This window comes from Echinicola vietnamensis DSM 17526, assembly GCF_000325705.1.
Lineage (GTDB): Bacteria > Bacteroidota > Bacteroidia > Cytophagales > Cyclobacteriaceae > Echinicola > Echinicola vietnamensis.
The window spans coordinates 549,892-573,895 of the sequence record NC_019904.1 but is presented as its reverse complement, the minus strand read 5'-3'; the positions used below and the strand labels follow the sequence as shown (position 1 = coordinate 573,895).

General features: G+C 46.7%; 19 protein-coding genes. 11 read left to right on the top strand and 8 right to left on the bottom strand.

The genetic code is table 11. The annotated features are described in order from the left end of the window. Nucleotides 1-27: 27 nt before the first annotated feature. The 3 genes from ECHVI_RS22875 to ECHVI_RS02475 form a co-directional block, all read right to left on the bottom strand. The gene (locus ECHVI_RS22875) at nucleotides 28-837 is read right to left on the bottom strand and encodes a TRADD-N-associated membrane domain-containing protein (protein ID WP_015264363.1); all 810 of its coding nucleotides are present in this window, start codon (nucleotides 835-837) and stop codon (nucleotides 28-30) included. A gap of 325 nt (nucleotides 838-1,162) precedes the next feature. Next, nucleotides 1,163-2,413: a DEAD/DEAH box helicase gene (locus tag ECHVI_RS02480; RefSeq protein WP_015264362.1), complete on the bottom strand. Its 1,251-nt coding sequence runs from the start codon at nucleotides 2,411-2,413 to the stop codon at nucleotides 1,163-1,165. A 199-nt stretch (nucleotides 2,414-2,612) separates the two neighbouring features. Beyond that, on the bottom strand, nucleotides 2,613-3,635 hold the full coding sequence (locus ECHVI_RS02475; RefSeq protein ID WP_015264361.1) for a LacI family DNA-binding transcriptional regulator: 1,023 nt from the start codon (nucleotides 3,633-3,635) through the stop codon (nucleotides 2,613-2,615). Nucleotides 3,636-3,786: 151 nt separating this feature from the next. Here ECHVI_RS02475 and ECHVI_RS02470 point away from each other — a divergent pair, with 151 nt between their 5' ends. The 4 genes from ECHVI_RS02470 (at nucleotide 3,787) to ECHVI_RS02455 (ending at nucleotide 8,909) form a co-directional block, all read left to right on the top strand. Beyond that, on the top strand, nucleotides 3,787-4,821 hold the full coding sequence (locus tag ECHVI_RS02470; RefSeq protein WP_015264360.1) for an aldo/keto reductase: 1,035 nt from the start codon (nucleotides 3,787-3,789) through the stop codon (nucleotides 4,819-4,821). Between the two features lie 109 nt (nucleotides 4,822-4,930). Beyond that, nucleotides 4,931-6,226, top strand: a complete 1,296-nt coding sequence (fucP, locus tag ECHVI_RS02465; protein WP_015264359.1) for an L-fucose:H+ symporter permease — start codon at nucleotides 4,931-4,933, stop codon at nucleotides 6,224-6,226. Nucleotides 6,227-6,531: 305 nt separating this feature from the next. Next, nucleotides 6,532-7,545 (top strand): zinc-binding alcohol dehydrogenase family protein, encoded by a 1,014-nt coding sequence (locus tag ECHVI_RS02460; RefSeq protein ID WP_015264358.1) that lies wholly within the window; start codon nucleotides 6,532-6,534, stop codon nucleotides 7,543-7,545. A 350-nt stretch (nucleotides 7,546-7,895) separates the two neighbouring features. Continuing rightward, complete coding sequence (locus ECHVI_RS02455) at nucleotides 7,896-8,909, top strand: sialidase family protein (protein WP_041738270.1); 1,014 nt, start codon at nucleotides 7,896-7,898, stop codon at nucleotides 8,907-8,909. Here ECHVI_RS02455 and ECHVI_RS02450 read toward each other — a convergent pair. Together ECHVI_RS02450 and ECHVI_RS02445 are read right to left on the bottom strand one after the other, a co-directional pair. Further along, the gene (locus ECHVI_RS02450) at nucleotides 8,900-9,490 is read right to left on the bottom strand and encodes a response regulator transcription factor (protein ID WP_015264356.1); all 591 of its coding nucleotides are present in this window, start codon (nucleotides 9,488-9,490) and stop codon (nucleotides 8,900-8,902) included. The two genes, ECHVI_RS02455 and ECHVI_RS02450, sit on opposite strands and share 10 nt — an antisense overlap. Before the next feature lie 4 nt (nucleotides 9,491-9,494). Continuing rightward, nucleotides 9,495-12,656, bottom strand: coding sequence for a ligand-binding sensor domain-containing protein (locus ECHVI_RS02445; protein WP_015264355.1), 3,162 nt, complete (start codon nucleotides 12,654-12,656; stop codon nucleotides 9,495-9,497). 321 nt (nucleotides 12,657-12,977) lie between these two features. Here ECHVI_RS02445 and ECHVI_RS02440 point away from each other — a divergent pair, with 321 nt between their 5' ends. The 3 genes from ECHVI_RS02440 to ECHVI_RS02430 all read left to right on the top strand — a co-directional run bounded on the left by ECHVI_RS02440 (nucleotide 12,978) and on the right by ECHVI_RS02430 (nucleotide 15,701). After that, nucleotides 12,978-13,682, top strand: a complete 705-nt coding sequence (locus tag ECHVI_RS02440; RefSeq protein ID WP_015264354.1) for an L-ribulose-5-phosphate 4-epimerase — start codon at nucleotides 12,978-12,980, stop codon at nucleotides 13,680-13,682. A gap of 87 nt (nucleotides 13,683-13,769) precedes the next feature. Next, the gene (locus ECHVI_RS02435) at nucleotides 13,770-14,930 is read left to right on the top strand and encodes an aldose epimerase family protein (RefSeq protein WP_015264353.1); all 1,161 of its coding nucleotides are present in this window, start codon (nucleotides 13,770-13,772) and stop codon (nucleotides 14,928-14,930) included. Nucleotides 14,931-15,248: 318 nt separating this feature from the next. Continuing rightward, nucleotides 15,249-15,701: an NUDIX domain-containing protein gene (locus ECHVI_RS02430; RefSeq protein WP_015264352.1), complete on the top strand. Its 453-nt coding sequence runs from the start codon at nucleotides 15,249-15,251 to the stop codon at nucleotides 15,699-15,701. A 72-nt stretch (nucleotides 15,702-15,773) separates the two neighbouring features. Here ECHVI_RS02430 and ECHVI_RS02425 read toward each other — a convergent pair whose 3' ends face one another. Together ECHVI_RS02425 and ECHVI_RS02420 are read right to left on the bottom strand one after the other, a co-directional pair. Beyond that, nucleotides 15,774-16,754: a glycoside hydrolase family 43 protein gene (locus tag ECHVI_RS02425; protein WP_015264351.1), complete on the bottom strand. Its 981-nt coding sequence runs from the start codon at nucleotides 16,752-16,754 to the stop codon at nucleotides 15,774-15,776. Nucleotides 16,755-17,036: 282 nt separating this feature from the next. Next, nucleotides 17,037-17,978, bottom strand: a complete 942-nt coding sequence (locus ECHVI_RS02420) for a glycoside hydrolase family 43 protein (protein WP_015264350.1) — start codon at nucleotides 17,976-17,978, stop codon at nucleotides 17,037-17,039. A gap of 191 nt (nucleotides 17,979-18,169) precedes the next feature. On the opposite strand from ECHVI_RS02420, the gene ECHVI_RS02415 reads away from it, so the two are divergent. The 4 genes from ECHVI_RS02415 to ECHVI_RS02400 all read left to right on the top strand — a co-directional run bounded on the left by ECHVI_RS02415 (nucleotide 18,170) and on the right by ECHVI_RS02400 (nucleotide 22,593). Beyond that, nucleotides 18,170-19,267 carry a glycoside hydrolase family 43 protein gene (locus ECHVI_RS02415; protein ID WP_015264349.1) on the top strand — a complete coding sequence of 366 codons (1,098 nt, stop codon included), beginning with the start codon at nucleotides 18,170-18,172 and terminating at the stop codon, nucleotides 19,265-19,267. A 68-nt stretch (nucleotides 19,268-19,335) separates the two neighbouring features. Further along, the gene (locus ECHVI_RS02410; RefSeq protein WP_015264348.1) at nucleotides 19,336-20,379 is read left to right on the top strand and encodes a glycoside hydrolase family 43 protein; all 1,044 of its coding nucleotides are present in this window, start codon (nucleotides 19,336-19,338) and stop codon (nucleotides 20,377-20,379) included. Between the two features lie 198 nt (nucleotides 20,380-20,577). Then, nucleotides 20,578-21,576: a glycoside hydrolase family 43 protein gene (locus tag ECHVI_RS02405; RefSeq protein ID WP_015264347.1), complete on the top strand. Its 999-nt coding sequence runs from the start codon at nucleotides 20,578-20,580 to the stop codon at nucleotides 21,574-21,576. An 18-nt stretch (nucleotides 21,577-21,594) separates the two neighbouring features. Next, on the top strand, nucleotides 21,595-22,593 hold the full coding sequence (locus ECHVI_RS02400; protein ID WP_015264346.1) for a glycoside hydrolase family 43 protein: 999 nt from the start codon (nucleotides 21,595-21,597) through the stop codon (nucleotides 22,591-22,593). 72 nt (nucleotides 22,594-22,665) lie between these two features. On the opposite strand, the gene ECHVI_RS02395 is transcribed toward ECHVI_RS02400, so the two are convergent. Further along, the gene (locus tag ECHVI_RS02395) at nucleotides 22,666-23,814 is read right to left on the bottom strand and encodes a helix-turn-helix domain-containing protein (protein WP_015264345.1); all 1,149 of its coding nucleotides are present in this window, start codon (nucleotides 23,812-23,814) and stop codon (nucleotides 22,666-22,668) included. Between the last annotated feature and the right edge of the window lie 190 nt (nucleotides 23,815-24,004).

The window sequence follows — 24,004 nt, the reverse complement described above, 5'->3', positions numbered from 1 at the left end:
GGGATATGGCGGTAATATGCCACGGGCTTACATTTCTGGTTTGATCGGGGAAGTTTTGAGGGAGGAACTGGCCTCTTCTTCATGTATTTCTTTTTGCAGTAAGAAGACGATGATTTTCTCTTTCATGTCAATGGCCTTTTGTTCGTCTTTAATGGATTCACTCAGGTTGATGGCCAGCATCGTATTCTGCTTGATAATCAGCTGCTCGTAAAATCGGTTGAGCTGGGAGAGACTTTTCTTGTACATCACGAAGTACGCACCGCCAATAAACTGGACGATAATTCCCGATATTGAGCTGATCGCCGCAAGGGTGATGTTGTCATTGCCCACGTAAAAAAACATGATCCCTGCGATCAACACGGCAAGCCCGAGAATGATCGCGAGCAGGCTAAAGGTGAAACTATGACGGGCTTGATTGGTGTTTATGGTGTAGTATTCTTCCAGCTTGTTGAGGCTGAGTCGGATAGAATCGAATACGTCGATGTGGTTTTTGCCTTTGATTTCCCCTTCGATTGCCCGGCGTTCCAGCTGCAAGGTTTGGAGTTCTTCTTTGTTCCTTTTGCCTGACCGAGCCAGTTGGATATAGAACAGCCCTCCTGGAATCATCAATAAAATAAATCCCAGAATTTTGAAAAGAGTGGTGAGGTTATTCCCTTCTATCGCTTCAATGATGTACTTTGAAAGCAACCAGGCTCCTGCAATGAGGACTACGATCAGCCCTAAGCCAATAAGCATATGGATGGTGGTTGTCCGGTCGGATTTCTTGGGAGTGGGGTTGCCAAAGGATACACTTTTTTGTGCTTCCTTGGGAGGTGTTTGGGTTTCGATAACTGACATGTGTGGTAAACTATGGGTGAAAAATTAGCGCGTGTGTGAATCATCCTCTTACGGAGGGCCGGAATGCTACCATGATTGGTGAAATGGTAGAAAAATAGTGGCTGGAGGAAGTTGTCCTCCGGAATTGTCTAGTAAAATTTACTAAAAATTATTGAAAAATGAAAAAGCAGGTGTCAAGATGGTGCCGGAATCCGTGAAACGTGTTTGTTTCATATTGGGAAATAAAAAAAACACCTGACAGTCATCTTATCATTGATAACTGCCAGGTGAAAAGTGCAATGAAAGTGCGGCTGGAAACTTGCTGAGCCCACCCATTGCTTATGGATTACCTTCTGCCAGCGCCTCCTCGGTTCTTTTTGCGGTTAGCAAAAAACTCCTGTTTGCGCCGTTGTTTTTCCTTGTTAAATTCCTTTTTCTCCTGAGCCGTCATAGGCTTGTCCGTTTGGGGAAAGGGATGGTCGCTGATGACCGTGATGTTTTTATTGGCCAGTTTTTCGATGGCCTTGACATCTGCATTTTCCTCTGGCTCACAAAGGGAAATGGCGGTTCCTTCTTCTCCAGCCCTTCCCGACCGGCCAATCCGGTGGATATAGGTTTCAGGGGTGTCCGGAATGTCAAAGTTGATGACATATTTTAATTTGTCAATATCAATGCCTCGGGCAGCAATATCCGTTGCGACCAATACCCGCAATTTGTTGTCCTTAAAATCGCTAAGTACCCGTTGACGTTGGTTTTGGGCTTTGTCCCCGTGGATGGCTGCGGCTTTGATGTGTTTTTTCTTGAGGTCACGAACGATCCTGTCCGCCCCGTGTTTGGTGCGGGAAAACAGCAGCACCTGATCCATGCCCTCTTTTTCCAGAATATGGATCAAAAGGGACTTTTTACTGCTCTTATTGGTGTAGTAGATGTACTGCTGAATGGTCTCAGCGGTTGAAGATACCGGGGTGACCTCTACTTTTTGGGGATTGTCCAGGATCTCCTTGGAAAGTTGCAGGATATTGTCCGGCATGGTGGCCGAAAAGAAAAGCGACTGCCGTTTTTTCGGTAGGATCTTAAGGAGCTTTTTGATGTCATTGATAAAGCCCATGTCCAACATGCGGTCTGCCTCATCCAGCACAAACAGGTCGATGGCCTTAAGGCTGATATGGCCCTGGTCGATCAGGTCCAGCAATCGCCCCGGTGTGGCCACCAAGATGTGTACCCCTTTTTTAAGTTGGGCCACTTGGGCACCTTGCTTGACGCCACCAAAAATCACCGTATGGCTGACATTGGTGTTTTTGGCATACTCGTCGATGTTTTCCCCGATCTGAATGGCCAATTCCCGGGTAGGGGTAACGATCAGGGATCGAATCTTGGCCCAAGGTTCATTGGCATAGGGAGCCTCATGGATATGTTGGATGATTGGAATGGCAAATGCAGCCGTTTTTCCCGTGCCGGTCTGGGCACAGCCTAAGACATCTCTGCCTTCGAGAATGTGGGGGATAGCTTGCGCTTGGATAGAAGTGGGCTCATCATAACCCTTGTCTTCTAAGGCTTTTAATATTGGAGGAATGATCCTCAGGTCTTTAAATTTCATGTTGTTTTGATAAAGAATATCGCCGGGTAGGTTAACGATCGAGTGCGAGATACAGGTGCAAAAGATAAGTTCTGCAGCATTTATCAACAAAATCTCCGGGTATGGATGGTCATTACATTTAGCATTTCCGGCCGGTTGCACTCTGCCGGATGTCACTTGGTGAACAAAGGTACTAAAAAAAGCGCAAAGACCATGTAGCTTATTTTTTCGACCGCGAAGAGGATGCCCTGATGTACAGGGCGGTGTTCAGCACGATCTTTTTTTGGATGGCCTTTTCCTCCTTTATTTGCTCTAAGATCAACTTCGCAGCATTGCGGCCGATTTCATGGGTGGGGTGGGCGACTGAGGTGAGGTTGGGCTCCACCACGGTGGCATGAAATTCATCTGAAAAGCCGGCCAGCAAGATGTCATGGGGGATCTTAAGGCCAGCGGCCTTAATGGCTTTCATGGTGGCGAAAATGACGGTGTCGTTGACGCCAAGGATGGCGTCGGGACGCTGGGGAAGTTGAAGGAGCTTTTTGATCGCTTTTTCAGTGGATTGATGCGATAGATCGGTATGGGCCAGATATTTTTTTTCAAATGGCAAACCTACTTCCTGCAAGCCTTTGAGGTAGCCTTCAGCCCTTTCTTGCACGATATTCAAGTGCTTTGGTCCGGTGATATGGGCAATCCTGCGTGCTCCATTTTCGTAGAAATGAGTGGTAATGTCCTTGGCCATGGAGACATTGTCCACCACCACGGTGGATACTTCCTTTTCCAGGCACACCCGGTCAAAGAACACCAAGGGTACATCATGGTCAAGGACTTTTTTAAAGTGGTCGGTTTGATGGCTGTTTTGGGCCAAGCAAACAATCAGGCCATCGATTCTTAAGTTTAGCAAATTATGGACGCATTCGATTTCCTTTTCAAGCGACTCTTTTGATGAAGATATGACGATGTAATATCCGGCTTGTTGGAGTTCGTCCTCTATTCCGGAGATGATGGAGGAGAAAAAGTAAGTCACCAAATCAGGGACGATGACACCGATTACCCGGGTCTGCTGACGGAGCAGTCCCATGGCCAATGGGTTGGGAATATAGTTCCAGCGTTGGGCCAAGGCCTTGATTTTTTTGGTGAGGCCTTTGTCGATGTCAGGATGATCCTTTAGGGCCCTGCTGACCGTGGAAATGGATATGCCCAGCTCACTGGCGATGTCCTTTAGGGTAACTCTTTTTTTCTTCATCTGATAAAAAAAGTAAATTAATTTCAACCTGCAAAGGTTTTCGCAAAGCTTTGCAGGTTGAAATGTGTTTAGACTTGTGTAAAAAGGGCTTTTTTAGTTTGTTTTTATCCCTATCTTGGGATGTTTTTCCCAAAATGACAAAGGAATAAATATGAAGTTGAGACCTTTAGGTAACACTGGGATCAAAGTCCCACCAATTGTTTTTGGTACCAGCGCGCTGGGCAACCTGTTCACAGCGCTTGATCCCAAAGTAAAAGAAGCACTCGTCAAAGAGAGCATTCACTACACCCAACCCCAGACCTTCTTCGATTCTGCAGGAAAATACGGTGCCGGCTTGGCACTGGAATCCTTAGGCAATGCGTTGAATGCCCTCAATGTGCCCAAAGACGAAGTGGTCGTTAGCAACAAGCTGGGCTGGGTAAGAAGCCCCCTTGTCGGTAAGGAACCCCAATTTGAGAAAGGGGTTTGGCGGGACCTCAAGCACGATGCCGTCCAGAAAATCAGTTATGACGGTATCTTGGAGTGTTTTGAAGAAGGCAATGAATTGCTGCAAGGCTATTCCACCCAATTGGCATCCGTGCATGATCCGGATGAATACTTGGCCAAAGCTGCCAATCCCGCAGAGGAAGAGGCGCTGTTTGAAGATGTGCTGGAGGCTTACCGTGCCTTGGAAGACCTGAAGCGAAAAGGCCTGGTCAAAGGGATCGGCGTCGGGGCAAAAGATTGGAAAATCATTCCCCGTATCTATGAACACATCAAGTTGGACTGGGTGATGTTTGCGAACAGCATGACCATCATTTCCCACCCCAAGGAGCTGTTGGCTTTTATGCAGCAATTGAGTGATGATGGGGTGGGTATTTTAAATTCAGCCGTTTTCCAATCCGGTTTTTTAGTGGGTGGAGAATATTATGATTACCAACTGATCAAGCCCGATACCCCTGAAAACAAGGCCCGCTTTGAGTGGAGGTCAACGTTCTTTGCCGTTTGCAAGGCGTTTGGGGTAACACCTGCCCATGCGTGTGTGCAATTCGGATTGGCCGCTCCAGGGGTGGCCAGTGTCGCCTTGAGTACGTCGGAGCCCGAAAAGGTAAAAAGGAACGTTGCTGCCACGGAGGAGCGTTTGCCCGCAGAATTTTGGGCAGAAATGCACGAACGGGGATTGCTGCATGCGCATAGCCCGCTGTGATGGGGACGTTAGGAAATTACCATGTCAAAATGGTTTTGCTTTGATAGAAGCAACGTAAATTATCCCCGTTACCCAAAAACAACATTACGAAGAACCAAATAACCAATCCATGAATAATCCATCTAAATCGGCCTTGGTATCAAAAGCTACCCTTTGGCCATTTATACTCCTTACCAGCCTCTTCTTGCTTTGGGGACTGGCCAACAACATGACAGATACTTTGTTGGCAGCTTTCAAGAAAATCCTCAGCATGACCGATACACAGACCAGCTTTATCCAGCTGGCCTTTTACGGGGCTTATTTCTGTTTGGCTTTGCCGGCAGCCATTTACATCAAGAAATATACTTATAAATCCGGGGTGTTGCTCGGCTTGGGGCTGTTTGCAGTAGGGGGATTGTTGTTTTACCCAGCCAGCATCACGATGTCCTATGGCTTTTTCCTCTTTGCCCTGTATGTGCTTGCCGGAGGACTGTCCATTTTGGAGACATCTGCCAATCCATACATCATGGTGATGGGGCCAGAAGCCTCCGCTACCAGACGGCTAAACCTCGCCCAATCCTTCAACCCGGTAGGGTCGATCATCGGTGTGGTGCTGAGTAAGTTCTTTATCCTGTCCAAGCTGAATGTGGCCGAGGCAGATGAGCGAAGCCGCATGACGGCCGAACAGCTTCAGCAGGTACGACAAGAAGAATTGGACGCTGTGATGGGGACCTATGTCGGAGTGGCCCTGTTCTTGGTGGTCATGTGGGTGCTGATCAAATTTACCAAAATGCCCACTGCCTCGGAAGGAGGACTCCAAGATTCCTTGGGCAACGGCCTTAAGCGCCTTTTGGGCAATAAAAATTACGTTTTTGGTGTCTTGGCCCAGTTTTTCTATGTAGGAGCACAGATCGGAATATGGTCTTATACGATTCGTTATGTGATGATGGAGCTGGACATGAATGAAAGTGATGCCTCCAATTACTACCTGGCAGCGATCGTACTCTTTACGGTAAGCCGGTTTTTGTTTACGGCATTGATGAAGTTTGTGCGGCCTAGTCTGCTGATGGCCATTTCGGCGATTGGGGCCATTGGACTGACGATGGTGGTGATCTTTGGCCATGGTATGGTGGGCTCAATTGCCTTGGTTTGTATTTCTGGCTGTATGTCGCTTATGTTTCCGACCATTTATGGTCTGGCAGCCGAAGGGCTTGGCGATGATACTAAATTAGGCGGATCGGGCTTGATCATGGCGATATTGGGCGGTGCGATTTTCCCGTTTATCCAAGGGCTGGTGTCGGATAGCTTGGACAGTATCCACCTTTCGTTTTTCGTGCCGGCGGCGTGTTACTTGGTGGTCGTGGCCTATGGACTTTTCCATTACAAGCACAAAAAAGAAATTCCTGCCATGGCAGCAGGTGAATAAAGTAGACGTTGGGCAAGGCCATTTGGGAAGAGCACAGCATGTTTTTCCCAAATGGTTTAATGTGGCGTGTTGTCTTTTGTGGACTGATGTTTTTGATAGTCTAATCAATTTAAACATTGTCAATCCCCATAAGCCTGAAAGAGCAGGATGGCTGTTCATAAGGATTTAATGACCTTTGGGTATACTCTTGGCTTGGTCACGGCTAGGGACAGGTCAAACAAAGGCAGGTGCAAACGTTTTGTGTCTGCCATGAGGCTTCACCAGCTACCTTAATTTTCCAACTATCTAATTTTCCAACACAACTCATGAAAATATTAACCTGTACAGAACCTGGTAATTTTGAATATAGTGAAGGCGAAAAACCTACGCTGAGCCCAGGAAGGGCAATTATAAAGATCAAGCGTATTGGGATTTGTGGCACGGACCTTCATGCTTACGAGGGGACACAGCCCTTTTTTAACTATCCGCGCGTGTTAGGACATGAGCTATCCGGTGAACTGGTGGAGGTAGATGGAGCGGAGGGCTTTGTTCCGGGCGACCTGGTGACCATCATCCCGTATTTTAACTGCGGTGAATGTGTGGCTTGCAAGGCTGGAAAGCCCAATTGCTGTGCTACCATCAGCGTATTCGGCGTGCATGAGGATGGAGGGATGAAAGAATTCATCTCGGTGCCTTCCTCATCTTTGGTCAAGCAGGAAGGCCTGAGTTTAGAGCAGTTAGCCCTTGCCGAGCCCTTGGCGATCGGTGCACACGGGGTGAGAAGAGCAGGGGTGCAACCGGGAGAATTTGTGGTGGTGATGGGCGCTGGCCCGATAGGACTGGGAGTGATGGAATTTGCCCGCATCGCAGGAGGCAAGGTCATCGCCATGGACATCAATGAGGATCGTTTAGCCTTTTGTCGAGAGACCTTGGGCGTGGAATATACCGTCAATGCAAAGGGGGATTTCAAAGCAGCCATAGCGGACATTACCGGTGGAAGTTTTGCTGAATCCGTCATTGATGCCACGGGCAGTTCAGTGGCCATTCACCATGGTTTTGGGCTGATGGCGCATGGCGGAAGGTATGTGCTGGTAGGGCTTCAAAAAGGCCCGATTGAATTTAACCATCCGGAATTTCACAAGCGGGAGTCCACGCTCATGAGCAGCCGAAATGCCACTCGTGAGGATTTTGACACGGTGCTGAAAGCCCTGAAGGAGCAAAAGGTGAAAGCAGCCTCTTATATCACCCATGAGGTGGCCTTTGACCAGGTGAAAGCTGATTTCGCCTCTTGGCTGGACCCTGCCAACAAGGTGATTAAAGCCATGGTCCGGCTGCAGTAATAGCGTACAAGTCGCTGGTATCAAGTATCGAGAACAAAAGCATCGAGAATCAGGATAATAGTTCTTGCGCTAAAACCTCAGTTTGATGATAAAACCGCCATCGGTAGGTTTAGGGGAGATGGGAGGGTGTGGAAGCCGTGGCAGCTCGTCGCGGCTTCCCCCCCCCTTTTCCTACCCACATCCTCCTATAAAGGGTTCGCAATGACGTTTTTAATACTAAAACAAATCTAGTTCAGGTTAGATAGGTAAGCGAGTGGTGTTTTATGGGAAAGTTTGTTTTCTTTGTTACCATGACATTAAAGCTAATTGAAACAACATTCCGAATACCACGACTAGCTGTTGTGTTCGGAATGTTTTTGATCTTGGTTCTTCCGTCTTTTGGACAAGATCAGGTAAAGGTGATTACGGAAGAGTTTGTTTTTGACAATGCCCCATTCCGGGAGTGCCACGCTTCTACATTGGTAGGCCTGAAAGACGGCAGCATCATGGCCGCTTGGTTTGGTGGAGAATACGAGCGCCATCCCAACGTGGGCATTTGGATTGCTCGAAAGACCGGAACTGGATGGAGCCAACCACAAAAAGTCGCCGATGGACAAGTAAACGACACCCTGAGCTATCCCACTTGGAACCCTGTTCTTTTTAACATGACGCCTGATTCATTGGTGCTGTTTTATAAAGAAGGTCCTTCTCCTCAGGAGTGGTGGGGAATGTACAAGGTCAGCGTAGACGAGGGGAAAACCTGGTCTTCTGCCCAGAAATTACCGGAAGGTATCCTAGGTCCTATCAAAAACAAGCCGATAACCCTCCGGAATGGAGCGGTACTGGCTCCATCCAGCGTGGAGGACGAGGATGGCTGGCGGGCGCACGTAGAGATCACTGAGGACCATGGAAAAACCTGGAAAAAAGTGGCCATCGATCATGAAGGGGAATATGATGTGATCCAGCCCAGTATATTGCAGCACGCGGACGGACGGTTACAGGTGCTCTGCCGTAGCCAGCAAAACCGCATCATCACTGCTTGGTCGGAAGATCAGGGACGTAGCTGGGGACAGTTGTCGGCCACAGAAGTGTTAAACCCCAATAGCGGGACGGATGCCGTGACTTTGGCTGATGGGCGGTTTTTATTGGTCTATAATCCGGAAGTGAGCGGGAAGGACTGGTCCGATGGGCGTAACGAGCTGAGACTGGCGGTTTCTACTGATGGGGTGAGCTGGAATGATGTGATGACCTTGGAACATGAGCCATCAGGTGAATTCAGCTATCCGGCCATCATCCAGACCACCGATGGGAAAGTACATATCAGCTATACGTGGAAAAGAAAAAAGATCAAGTATGTGGTCCTTGAAATAGTAGGTCATGAATAGAGCAGCTTGATTACCTCTGAAGTATTGTTACAGCCGGTTTTGGCCAAGATGTTATTGCGGTGTTTGGCTGCAGTGGTAGGGCTGATGTAAAGTCGATCGGCAATTTCCGAGCTGGTTTTTCCTTCAGCGATCAGCGCGATGATTTCCCGTTCCCGCTGGGTAAGCTTTTGGTAGGTTTCATTTTCTTCCAGTTGGAGGCTGTTTTTGCTGAAATTGGCAACGGCCAGGTCAATGGCGATTTGAACGCTCCGCTCGTTATAGGGTTTGGTGAGAAAGGAGGAAGGGGAAGTGGCAATTGCCCGCTGGACTGTTTTTTGGTCAGAAAAAGCAGAAATGTAAATGATGGGCGTTTTTTTATATTGAAGGAGGACTTGGACGGTTTCGATGCCATCTTTATCCCCGTTGATATTGATGTCACACAGGACCAGGTCCACCTGATGGTTACAAAAAAGTTCAAGGGCCTTTTCACTGTTGTTGGCAATGCCTATGTGCCGGTATCCCATGTCTTCCAATAGGAAGGCCAGGTCTTCGGCAATCAGTATCTCGTCTTCTATGATCAATACGTTTTTGGTGTTTTCCATATCTTTATTTCTTAAAAATAAGCAGTATTTTGGTGTTTTGGCTCTCTTTTATATCCAGTTTCCCGTGCAGCTGTAAGACCAATGATCGGATCATGCTCCAGCCAAAAGAGTTGGATTCCCTAATGGTGTGGGAGGTGAGTCCGTCCCCATTGTCCCAAAAGGTAAAGTGAACCAATTGTTCTTCTAACTTCAGGGAAAGGTGAATTTCAATTTTTTCATCTTGTACGTGCTTAAATGAGTTGGTGATGAGCTCGTTTAAGATCAGTCCCAGAGGGATGGCTTTGTCCAGTCCCAGAGAAAAGTCATCTCCCTCAAAATTATACTGTAACGTTTTATAGCGGCTTTTGAATGCCGCCTCTATCTGGTCAAAAAGGTCGCTGATATAGGTTTTACAATTGACTTGGGAATCATTGTCACTGACATAGAGCTTTTGGTGGAGCAGGGAAAGTGCTTGCATCCGCATTCTGCCATCGATAAGGGCTACTTTGGCGTTTTTATCTTTGACGCTCCTGCTTTGGAGGTTGAGGATACTGGAGACCAGTTGGAGGTTGTTTTTTACGCGATGGTTCAGCTCTCGGAGGAGGCTTTCGATCCGCTGGTTTTTTTCTTGCAGACTGTCATGCTGTGTTTCGATCTGTTCCTTTTGCTGCTGGATTTCGGCCGTTCGCTGGACCACGAGGTTTTCCAGCCGTTCTTTGTTTTTTTCAATTCGCTGGTACTGATACAGAATTGTGCCCAGCAGGGCAATCGTGAAGAGCGTCTTGAACCACCACGTCAGGTACCAAGGTGGCAGGATGGTAAGGCCAATGCTGGCATGCTGTGTGGACCAAAAGCCATCGTTGTTGCAGGCTTTGACTTGGAAGGTATAGTGGCCTGGGGGCAGGTTGGTGTAGGTGGTGCTTCGCTGTGTGGTCAGCGGTCTCCAAGACTTATCATAGCCTTTTAGTTGGTACTGAAATTTATTTTTATGGCCATTGATCAGGTTAAGGGCAGTGAAATGGAAGGAGATGACAGACTGCTCGTGCGTGAGACTGATTTCATCCGTGTAGGGGATCGCCCTGTCCAATATTCCTGACGAATCTCCGGGGGTGATGCGGGTGTTAAACAAGTCGATGCCCGTGATTTGGACGCTTGGCGGCTTGGTATTTTCAGGGATTTTCAGCGGATCAAAGTACTCCAGCCCACTTGAAGAGCCAAAAAACAAATTTCCTTGAGAATCCTTATAAGCTGCCCGAAAAATGAAATAGTTGTCCATCAGGCCATCTTGCTGATTGTAATTTCTGAAATTGCCCTCTCGATCCAACACGGAAAGTCCCTCTGCTGTGGCGACCCAAATGTTGTGCCGGGCATCCTCCAGCGTGGAGCTGATGACGTTACTAGGGAGCCCATCATGCGTGTAAAAGTTGGTGAAACTACTGTCGGTAGGGTTGAATTTGCTTAAGCCCAACTCCGTGCTCACCCAGAGGTTTCCGGCATGATCTTCAGAAATGTGATTGACTTTGTTGTTACTAAGGCTGTTGGCATCACCATCTTTATGTGCAAATTTGGTAAAGGAATGGTCCGTTTCATTAAGCAGGTTCAATCCTCCCTGGCTACCTACCCACAAGCGTTGCTGACTGTCCTCAAAAATATAGGAAATGAATTCGTCGTGATTGTCCCCTTGGATGAGGGTGTCGCCGATAGGAAAGGGATCGGCCGTTTGGGTGGTGGGATTCCAGATAAATAGCCCCTTTTCCGAATTGCCTATCCAAGTCCGCTCTTGGCTGTCGTGTAAAATGGGAAGGTTAAACTCCGGAAGAAAATGGCCTTCAGGCGTTTGGTGGGAGAGGGGACGGAGGGATTTGGTTTGATGGTTCCATTCGTACACAAAATGTGCCCATGTCGAAATCCAGTAAATGTCTGGGGTGATTCTGGTGATCATGGCCAGCCTGTTTACACTGCTTTGATCGCCGGTAGAGATGGTGTATTTTGCTGTCTTTCCCGTTTTGATGTTTTGGACGAAAAGTCCTGAATAGGTAGTGAACAGGTATTCGTCTTCATCGTGTTGGATCATGCTGGAGACGCGTGAGTAATACTTGTCGGTAGCATCGGTGACCAAGTCCACGGAATTAAACTTATGGTAATGGGGATGGTACTGGAAAATACCTTCATTATAGACCGCGACCCATAAGCTCCCATCCCTGCCGGCGCTGACCTTGTAGATATTGTCTCCTTGCAGTTTATGAGGGTTTGCCTGGTCCGAGTGGATACGGCTGAAGGTATCCTTCCTCAGGTGCAAGACATTTAACCCGTCCAATGTCCCTACGAATAGCTTATCGGGATGATCTGGGTGATGTGCAATAGAGAAGATGACATCATGGCTGAGGGTAGTCGGATCTGCATCGGATTGGTAGTGGGTAATGTGGCCTGTTTTGAGGTTGAGTTTGTCCAGCCCACCGCCTGTTCCGACCCACAGGATGCCTTTGGGGTATTCGAGAATGTCGTAAATGTAAAAATGACTAAGACTTTGGGGTTGGTCGGGAAGGTGTTTGATGCCTGAAAACTCCATAGTGGCCAAGTTCAGGATGTTGAGCCCGTTTCCGGTAGCGATAAACAAACGGGAATGGTCAGCGGAAAGCTTTATTTGCCGAATGGTTTTGCTCAGCAGCCCATCTGCTGTGGTGTAGCGGGTGAAGTCGCCGGTGTCGGGGTTGAGTTGGCATAGCCCGTTGCTGGTGCCCAGCCAGATATTGCCTTTGGGATCTTCCGCAATTCCCCTTACTTGGTCGTCACTGAGGCTGTTAAGGTTGTTTTTTTGATAGGAATAGTTGGTGAACCGATCTGTTCTGGGATCGTACTTGCTGACCCCGCCACCATAGGTCCCCGCCCAGATATTATTTTTACTGTCTTCAAAAAGCACCCACACAAAATCAAATGCCAACGAGGTGCTGTCTTTCACTTCATGGGCATAGTGCTGAAAATCTTGCCCGTCAAATTTCCAGAGCCCATTTTCCCCGGCCACCCATACATAGCCACTTTGGCTGTGGAGAATGTCATAGGGGAAGGGTTGGTTGATCCCCTGGGCTGCACCATATTCCCTGAACACAGGCAATAGCTCCTGAGCGCGCACACCTTGGACTGAAAATAACAGGATAATGGAACAGTAAAAGAGGATGATTTTTTGCATGGGTAAAATTTGCAAACTGTAGCTTCTTAATCAATACTTAATTTAGTGTATTTATGGATGAAATTGGAGCGTTTGTTTCTTTTTGTATTGGATTTTTAACCAATTTATAGTTATATCCCATCAAAACTAGTGAGGTTTTAGGAATGTAAATTTAAGATAGACTTATGGCTGAGATTCACTTTCCGAACCAAACGATTATTTACCAAAACTCGAATGAGTCACTTCAGATATGATTTTAATAAGTGTAATAAATACAAATATTATTTATAACTTGTGCGCTATATAACAAAGAGACATTCATAACCCATAAATACTTAACCCATGAGTAAATTTCTTGAACTAAAGCGGGAATGTTACGAAGCAAATATGCAGCTTCCAGCACTTGATTTGGTCGTGTACACTTTTGGCAATGTCAGTGCCGTAGATCGAAAAGAAGGTGTCTTTGCCATCAAGCCAAGTGGTGTGGCTTATGAGGCATTAACGCCGGAAGATATCGTGATTTGTGATTTTGATGCCAAGATCGTCGAGGGCGAGATGCGTCCTTCTTCTGACACCAAAACCCACGCTTATTTGTACAAAGAGTGGGAAAATATCGGGGGGATTGTCCATACCCATTCCCTTTATGGAGTTTCTTGGGCCCAGGCCCAAATGGACGTTCCGATTTTTGGGACGACCCATGCCGATCACCTGACCAAAGATATTCCTTGTGCACCGCCGATGGCCGATGAACTGATCGAAGGCGATTATGAACACATGACCGGTAAGCAGATTTTGGATTGCTTTGCGGAGAAAGGCCTTGATTACGAAGAGGTAGAGATGATCTTGGTGGGTAGTCACGGACCATTCACTTGGGGGAAAACTGCGGCCAAGGCAGTTTATAATAGCAAAGTCTTGGAGGAAGTAGCAAAAATGGCTTATCTTACCCTTCAAATTAACCCCAATGCTCCCCGTCTAAAAGATGCATTGATCAAAAAGCACTATGAGCGGAAGCATGGGAAAGACGCTTACTATGGGCAAGGTTGCTAAGAAGTACGAGGTGTTCAGTGCCGAGTAGCAAGACCATAGATAAAAAATATTGACTAGTGATATAATCCAAATAACTAAATAAAATCTATGAACCTATTAAAGTTGAATGCTATTGGTGCCGTTGTGCTTGCGGGTGCCCTATCTTTTTACGCTTGTAACCCAAAATCCTCTGAGAAGTCATCCGAGGAAGCTGTAGCGCAGCCTGCAGATACGGGCCTGAGTATTTCCACGGCCACTGCTACGGTAGAAGGCAAAGAAGCCCAGGTCTATACCTTGAAAAATGCCAATGGTGTGGAGGTGGATATCTCTAACTATGGAGGGGTAATCACCAGACTGGTGGTGCCGGATAAAGCAGGAAAGCTGGAAAATGTGGTGCTGCATTACCAAGATCTGGAAGGCTACAGCACCAGTACCAACTACTTTGGCTCCACTGTAGGCCGATATGCTAATCGTATAGCCAAAGGGAAATTTGAATTGGACGGTGAGGCTTATACCTTGGCCACCAATGATGGCCCTAACCACCTGCATGGCGGGGATAAAGGCTTCAACAAGGTTTTCTGGGAAGCCAAAACCATCGAAAGTACCGATAAAGTGGGCCTTTCCCTTACCTATGTTAGTGCTGATGGGGAAGAAGGCTATCCAGGTGAACTGACCACGATCGTTACCTTTGGTTTGGATAATGATAACAACCTGAGTGTGGATTTTGAAGCGGTGACGGACAAGTCCACCATCGTAAACCTTACCCATCACGGATACTTTAACCTCAGTGGATTGAAGGAAACTATTCTTGGCCATGAGCTGACACTGTTTGCAGATCATTACACCCCGGTGGATGAAACCCTGATTCCTACGGGAGAAGTTTTGGCGGTGGAAGGTACACCGTTTGATTTTACGACACCGCACAAGATCGGGGAGCGCATCGATCAGGTAAAAGGCGGCTATGACCATAACTATGTCGTAAAGGCTGAAGCCGATGGCAAGATGACCAAGATGGCGGAGCTATATCATGAAGCTTCGGGCCGAGTGATGGAGCTTTACGCTGATTCACCTGCGGTTCAGTTTTATTCTGGCAATTTCTTGGATGGTAGCATTACGGTCGATGGCGTTACGTATGACCAGTATTATGGCCTTTGCTTGGAGCCGCAGACCTTCCCGAATTCTCCCAATGAAGAGAGCTTTCCTTCGGCAAGGCTAAATCCCGGAGAGACCTACAAGCATTCCATCAAGTACCACTTTGACGTGAAGTGATCCTAAGCCACTTGGCAGCGGTAAAAAATACCGTTGGTCAAGTAAGAACGATATACCCCCCAGCGAACGCTATCCAGTTTGCTGGGGGGTATTGTTTTAGGGGCCTTGAAGGCTAAAGTGGTTTGGTGAAGAAGGTGGATGGTTAAGGAGACAGCGTTTTTGATTGGAAGCAATGCTTCCAGCTGATCAGTGGATGGTGACTGCTGCCATGGGAAAAGGCCGAAGAATTCCTTAATGGCGATGGATCAGTATCAATCAGTGTTTAACTTTTTGCCCGTAATAAATCATTATCCTTAGCTTTGTAGAAAACCACTCAACATGCATTCAATCTATCCAGAACCAACCGTAGGAGCGATCATTTTTAATCCAAGAGGCGAAGTATTGCTCTGCAAATCGGCTAAGTGGAATGACCAATACGTCATTCCCGGTGGGCATATCGAAAAAGGAGAGCAGATGGAAACGGCGCTGGTCAGGGAGGTGAAGGAAGAGACCGGACTGGATGTTTATGACCTACAGCTGGTGAGTGTTCAGGAAAGTGTAAACAGTGACCATTTTAGCGAAAAGCGGCATTTTATTTTTATTGATTTCACCTGCCGGACAGATCAATACGATGTGGTGCTCAATGATGAGGCCGATGAATACGCTTGGGTGAAGCCTTCTGCAATTTTGGATTATGACCTCGGCGGGTTTTGCAGGTATTTTTTTGAAGAATGGCTTAAGGAAGCTTCGGATTATAAACGAGGCGTGTTTTATGGGTATGTAAAAAAATAAGTCTTCTGCTGTGTAGCACAACAGAAGACTGTATTTGACTTGGTCACATTGGACGTGCGATCATATCATTTCTTATTCTGCAGGATCGATACCTTCGGAAGTCATGATGATTTTTTTGATGGTACCATCCGGGTTGTAATAAAGGTAATCGATGCAGACGGATCTCCTGAAACTTCCACCGTGGGTAGGGATGCTACCATTGTGGTAGATGAAGTAGTCTTTGCCTTTGTATTCGATGATGGCTTGGTGGTTGGTGTTGCTGTTTCCGGCCACTTCATTTAGAATTCCCTGGTATTTCCAAGGCCCATCAATGCTTTCGCTCATGGCGTAGGCAGTCTTTTCAGGGAATTTATAGGCATATGACAGGTAATAGAAATCGCCTTTTTTGTGTATCCAAGGAGCCTCCGTGAAGTTAGGCAGATCGATGTACTGAATTTCGCTGTCCAGTTCGAGCATATTATCCTTTAACTTGGCATAATAACAAATGGTATTGCCCCAAAAAAGGTGGGCAGAGCCATCGTCATCGATAAAGACCGTCGGGTCAATATCGTCCCAGCTGATTTTGGTATCCGTGGTCATGTCGTTGGTGATCAAGGCATGGCCAAGGGCGTCTTTCCACGGACCTACAGGACTATCGGAAACCGCTATGCCAATGGCTTTTCCGTGGATTTCCTTGTGGCTGACGGTGACAAACCAGTAGAATTTACCATCTTTTTCAATTACCTCCGCTGCCCAGGCATCGCCTGCTGCCCAGTCAAAGGTCTCTTTGACATTGACGGCTGCTCTTTCTTCCCAGTTGACCATGTCCGTAGAGGAATAGATGAGCCATTCATGCATCTCATAAAAGTCCTTTTTAGGAGGAGCTTGGTCATGACCTACGTACAGGAAAACGGTGTCTTCGTGGACAATGGCTGCAGGGTCGGCCGTGTATTTTTCCGTAATCACGGGGTTACCTGGCGTGATGGGTGTTTTTTCAGTAATGGCTTGCTGGGAGTACCCAGGGATCGCTACAGTTAAAAGGGCTACAGCACATGAAAATGTTTTGATGTTCATTGGAGGGTCTATTTTGGTTAATGGATGCTAGATCTTAAATCCTTTCAAAAATAGCACAGCTTTGCTAGATATAAAATTTAAGTGTAAATAAAACACTAATTTTCATTTGGCTCAGCAGACAAACTATCTGTGCTGACGTGGATAAGAGAAGGAGAGTTTTCGTTCAATCAGCCCTCTGGCAGCTGTGTTTAACATTGGGGCACCCCCTTCTGGTTTCATGTAAAGAAAGTGCCCCTAAGTGACCAGAAGCCACGTTTAAGGCCCTTCAGGTAAGAGGATAGGTTATTGTTCGAAGGCTTCTTTAAGCGCCTTAAATTCCTCTTGGCTAACTTTAAAGGCCGTCCCATGGCGTGTCCCGGCTGGAAAGCTGATTTCATCAGAAATGTCTTCCCAATTTTCAAAATCGGTAGAGGCTACGGCCCCCATTTGGTGATTGATGTATTTATCAAAATAAAGGATACAGCGTCCATCCACCATTAACGGAGTGGGGCCTTCCGCCCAATAGTCACCTGTGATGGGAGTCCCTGCGACAGGATAGCCTTTGGTGAGCTTTCGGCTTTTGGTAACCCGGATGTTTTTGGCCGGTGGTGTCCGGGTCTCGTCCTTTACGAAAAGAACATATTCTCCATCATGGGGTATGATCGTGCCGTCGATGACATTAAAGCAAGGTTCGTAAAACAGTTTGGTCTTGGAGAATTTTTTAAAATCCTTGGTCGTCGTATAGTACATCCTATGGTTATAGGCACTCTCCAGCGTGTCTTGGGTTTCGGGGTAGCGTCCTTTGATAGTAGTGGACCAAAAAAGCATATAACGATCTTTTTTATCATCATAGAACACTTCCGGAGCCCAAGTGTTGCGAGCGCCTTCTTCATGGGCCATGACCGGAATGAACTGCTGCTCAGACCAGTGGATGAGGTCTTCGGAGGAGGCATATCCCAGGCCTTTTTCGTTCCAACTGACCGTCCATACCATGTGGAATTTACCGTCTCCACCACGAATGATACAGGGATCCCGCATCAATTTGTCGCCCCCAGCAGTGGGTGTGAGGATACTTTTATTGTCATTCAGGGCTTTCCAATGCAGGCCATCCTTGCTGTAGGCCAAGTGCAATCCGTCTTCTCCATTCCCCATAAAATAGGAGAACAGATAAACCTCCCCGCTCTGGGCAAAACCCAATGTGAAAAGTCCGAGTAGCAAGCAAAAGGTCAAAAGCGAATGTTTCATAGGTAAGGGATTTTATATTGATGCGCATCTAAAATAGTAGGTGCAGCAACATAAAACAAAGAACAATACAGTACAGCTGGCAATAAAATCTTTTTAATCAAGAAGGGTAAGGTTCCTTTTTCTACATGAACGGTTGTTAAATATGATTTTTAAATGTTAAATTGACAATTAATTTAAAACTCAAAATTTCCATGAATATCTCCCTAATGCGCCTTTTTTGGTTAGTGTGGTGTGTCATTACCTTATTCGGTACTTTTTCATGTTCTACTAAAGAGCAGGCGGGCCATGTAGTGAATTTGAAGTATTCCCCACGAGAGGCGGAGATGAAAGCTTACCTGATGGTTTATTTTAAAGATGACGACCACAGCCTGCACATGGCCCTCAGCAATGATGGTTATCGCTTCACGGATGTCAATGGAGGCACTGCGGTGATTGCGGGGGATACCATTGCAGAGCAAAAGGGGATCAGGGATCCTCATATTTATCGGGGGCCAGATGGGACCTTTTACTTGGCCATGACCGATTTACACATTTTTGCGAAGAGAGATGGATGGCGAGATACCGAATGGCAGCGGCCCGGAGAGGAATTCGGCTGGGGAAATAACCGTGGGTTTGTACTGATGAAATCTTCCGATCTTATTCATTGGGACAAAGCACAGGTACGATTGCCGGATGCATTTAGTGGCTATGATTCCATAGGATGCGCATGGGCACCAGAAACGACCTATGACAAAGAGGAGGAGAAGCTCATGCTTTACTATACCATGCGTTGGGGGAATGGCCAAAACAAGATGTATTATTCCTATGTCAATGATGGATATGACAGCTTGCTGACACCACCTAAGCCGCTATTCGAATACCCCAAGGAAGTTTCCTTTATCGATGCGGACATTACCAAGGTGGGCGATCAGTATCACATGTTTTACACGCCCCATGATGGAATTCCCGGAATCAAGCAGGCCGTCTCCCATGCCATTAACAAAGATTATCAATATGATTCCACTTGGTACGATTCCGAGCCTGAGGCCAGTGAAGCCCCCAACGTTTGGAAACGCATTGGCGAGGAAAGGTGGGTGCTGATGTACGATATTTATGGGATCCAGCCGCATAACTTTGGCTTTCGGGAGACAAGTGACTTTATACACTTTGATGATTTGGGACATTTTAATGATGGCATAATGAAAGCCACAAACTTTTCCTCTCCCAAGCACGGTGCAGTGGTGCATCTCACCGGTCCAGAGGCAGAAAATTTAGCCGCACACTGGGGATTGGAAATGGATTTTGATTGAAGAAATTTTATAATGCGGCTATACGCTTGAAACACGAAACTAAGATGTGGTATAAAAAGAAATTTCATATGGACCATTTATATAGCTCCATGAATAATAAGGCAATGGTGATCATCATGGCTTTAGTGGCCATTGTCGCCTGTACACCGAATGTTGAACCTTACGAAGGATACCTCTTTGCTTATTTTGAGGGGGGTGGAGAGGCCGATCAGCAGGAACAGATCCGTTTTGCAGTCAGTGCGGATGCGGTGAATTGGCAGGCGTTAAATGGCAATCAACCTGTTCTTGCTTCCTCAGCAATATCCCAAACTGGTGGCGTCCGCGATCCCCACATCCTCAGAGGCACTGATGACGGGAAATTTTACATGGTGGGAACAGACATGTTTACCAAAAAAGATGGCTGGGATCATAATCCAGGCATCGTCCTGTTGCATTCACCGGACTTGATCGATTGGGAGCATGCTTGGGTAGATTTGGAAGCTAGCTATCCGGAGCAGTTTAAGGATGTCAAATGGGTGTGGGCGCCCCAGGTGATTTTTGATAAGGCCGTCGGCAAATATTTGGTTTATTTTACAGTTCGTTTTTATTACGATGATCGCTTGGATTTTTATAGTGCCTATGCCAACGAGGATTTTACGGGCTTTGAGGCGGTGCCCCAGCTGATGTTCAAGACAAAGTATGGTGCGATTGACGGGGACATTGTGGAAAAAGACGGTGTTTATCATTTGTTTTACAAAGGGCATACCCGAAATAAGGAAGGGGAAGAAATAAAAAATGGCATCCAGCAAGCCACTAGCACCTCGCTCCAAGGGCCATGGAAAGAAGATTTTAAGTATTTGGATATTTATGCAGGAAAGCCCACAAGGGTGGAAGGATCCTCTGTGTTTAAGTTAAATGGAAAGGAATTGTATTTTCTCATGTATGATTTGTATTCGGACCATCGATATGAGTATCAGCGTAGTACTGACCTGAACCATTTTTCCGATACGACGGGGGGTTTTACCAAGGATTTCTATCCCCGACATGGTAGTGTGATCAGCATTACCAAAGCGGAAGCCCGGCGTCTACATGACAAATGGGGAGGAGTACCACCTGAATTGCTGGAAAAGTAGATGCGATGCACATTTCCTGTTTGATCTGTGGACACCGTGACAACAGAAGTATCTGACTCGAATGAGCTTTTCTGAGGCTTGTCCTAAGCGTGTCAAGTTGCTATTCAGGAGGTGATTGGTACTACTGCTTCCAACTTAAAAGGGATTTCACCCATGATGGAAACTTATAATATCCACCTGAAAGGGGCTTAAACAGTTATGAAAATAAACCTAAAAGACCGTATGAATTTATCCAAACGCCTATTGCTTAATTTACTGCTTCTATTTTTGGGAAGTGCTCTTTATGCCCAAGAAGGCGATTACTATCATCATCTGACCGCTAAGGGCAATCCCCTTTTTACGCACAAATACACGGCAGATCCAGCGGCATTGGTGGTGGGGGACACCCTGTGGCTCTACATCGGTCATGACTTTGAAGGAGGCCAAAAAGGCTATAAATTGAAGGACTGGCTGGTGTTTTCGACCAATGATATGGCGAATTGGACTGAGCATCCAGTGCCACTTAAAATCGAGGATTTTGCTTGGGCCAAAAGTGGGGATGCCTATGCAGGGCATGTCGCCGAGCGCAATGGTAAGTACTATTGGTATATCAGTACCAATTGGACGGGCATTGGCGTGGCGGTAGCCGATAATCCTGCGGGACCGTTTAAGGACGCATTGGGGAAGCCTTTGTTGACGAATGAGGATTGTTTTGCCTCGGATCATTCTTGGGCTTGCATTGACCCGGCCATCTTCACGGATGACGATGGGCAGCCCTGGATCTTTTGGGGCAACGGGGAGTGCTATTATGCCAAGCTTAAGGACAATATGGTGGAGATTGACGGGGAAATCAAACAAGTGAATTTTGATGGTTTTGTTTTTGAGGAGGCTCCGTGGATTCATAAAAAAGACGGGATATATTATTTAACCTACGCGTCTGGTTTTCCAGAAAAAATTGCCTACGCTACTGCGTCGACCATCGAAGGACCTTGGGAGTATCAGGGCATCCTAAACGAAATCGCTGGAAACAGCAATACCAATCACCAGTCCATTGTAGCATTTAAAGACCACTGGTATTTCATTTACCATAATGGCGGCATGCAGCGTGGAGGCACCAGCTTCAGTCGGTCGGTATGCATTGACCCGTTGTACTACAATTTTGACGGTACCCTTAAGCGAGTGCAGATGACGACTGAAGGAATAAAACCATTATACTGATCCATTAACTTTTGTAACATGATGAATCCAAATTTTCTAAAAGGAGTGGTCTTGGGGTTGTTCATGGTCATGGGCTGTAGTCAGGCGGCTAAGGCCCAATGGAAAGTCCGTGAGAATATCCCACTGGATTCCATTCGACTAAGCGATCCGTGTATACTGGCAGATCAAAAAACGAACATGTACTATATGACCGGTACGGGCGGGTGGCTTTGGAAGAGCGAAGACCTCAAGCGGTGGACTGGTCCTTTCCGAGTGGCAGAAGCCAGTGAAATTCCGTGGGCAGGAGAGCGCCCGGCCATCTGGGCAGCGGAGTTGCATGCTTATAAAGGGAAGTACTATTATTTTGCCACATTTACCAATCAAGAAACCATCATTGATACGGTGGATGGTACAGAAGTGCCTCGGCGAGCCAGTCATGTATTGGTTAGTGATCAGCCGGATGGACCCTATGAGCCGGTTGGAGAAGAAGATTACCTGCCTGAGGATTGGGCCACGCTGGACGGGACGTTTTGGGAGGAAGACGGGATTCCGTATATGGTCTTTTGTCACGAATGGCTCCAAGCGGGCGATGGGACGATGGAGATGATCCAGCTCAAGCCTGACCTGAGCGGATCGATCGGCGAGAGCAAATTATTATTCCTGGCCAGTGAATCCCCGTGGAGTCGCCGGCGTGTGGATGGAAAGGTGCTGCCCAATCAAGTGACCGATGGCCCTTACCTTTTCCGGACAGCGACTGGCCGACTGGGCATGATCTGGACAAGCTGGGTGTTTGAAGCGTATACTCAAGGAGTGGCCTATTCGGAAAGTGGCAAGCTGGAAGGACCGTGGGTTCAGGAAGAAGAACCGATTACTCCCCCTAATTTTGGCCATGGCATGTTGTTTCAGACTTTTGAAGGAAACTGGCTTATGGTAGCCCACAGTCATCGGGAAGAAAATGGCCGCTATATCCGAATCCCTAATTTGTTTGAAATAGACTTGAGTGGAGGTGAATTGGAGGTTTTAGGGCCGTATAGATAATATCATTGCTTTCTTCATTGCATAATGAACCCGAGTTCTCGGCTATATGCCCCTGCCACTGAAACGTTAAGTTTACTCCTCCAATATATCCCAAAGCAGCAGCTCTAACTCCATGCTGGTTCTGTCCTTGCCTTTGGCGAGAAAAATGGCTGTAAAGTGCTGGGAATCATTGAACAGTTTCTTAAAGTCGCTTTTTAGCCAAGCGGCATCCGTGAATTTTTCGGTAGTAGCCTTCACGCCAATATCATGATCGGAGAAAAAGACAAACTGTTCCGTCTCATTAGGGCCTTTGTACCGGGAAACCACGGCATGTTCATATATTTGGCCATCATCCACACTCAAGTTGATCAACGTGTCGATATTTCTGTCCGGATCTTGAAAGTCAAGAATGCCGCTATTGATGGAGACATGCGGATTGGCTTCATTAAAGAAGTCAATAAAAGCATTGCCATTTTTGATTGGGCCGATGTAGATGGAATTGTTTTCGGTAATATCCTTGATGGTTGTCTGAGAGCTAAAAAGGATATTGAAATCCCTGTCTTGCCGGTGAAAGAGCCTAGAAATGTTCATGGTGCCATTGGCGGCCATACCGGTGACATAAGGATAATTGGCAGGGTTTATTTCCCCCTTTTTTTCTGGGTGCTCTTCTAAGTACCGGTAATAATCTTCGATATTGTTGATATTGTAATCTCTGTTCCAGCCGTGCTCTCCTGTAGCAGTAGTGCCCATGATGCCAAAAAAATCACCAATGAAAAGCGTGGTTTCTTTTCCGTTTTCAAAATATGCCTGCCAAAGTGGTGTATAGGGCTTACTGCTGAACAGCCAAAAGCCAACAGCAAGCAATAGAATAAATCCAGCCAAAGCGATGCCGTATTTTGTCCTGTTCGTTGCGGGTTCATCTTCCCTGCTTTTGATAAAATCCACTTGATATTGGCCCTTCTTTATCTGGACTTGCCACTGGTCATCCGCACCTTCTCCCTGATAGTATTTTTCAAGCTTTTTTCTAAGGTGATAGACATTGACACGGATGTGGGCTGCACTCTTTTCGTCCTCGTAAGATTTACCATAAAGCTCCATCCCGATGGTCGTTTCTTTAAGGTCGCGACCAGCAGCTGTAGCCTCCGCCAGAAACCGTAAAAGGACACAACTCGAGGGGGCACGGCTGAAGGTTTTACTATCGGTGATTTGTGCGATGATCTCATCTTTTTCACGCTTGTCCATTGGGAGGGAAATGATCTAGGATTTAATAAAAGACTTCTGAATACTGTTATAAGTCGTTTTTGGATGATTGTTTAACGGTTAAGAATACCGTTAAATGAGTGTTAAATTTACATTTTTTGTTTCAAATTTCCATATTTCGAAACATTCATCGATACAAAAAGGTGGTTTAATGAACAATTTGTTCTTGACC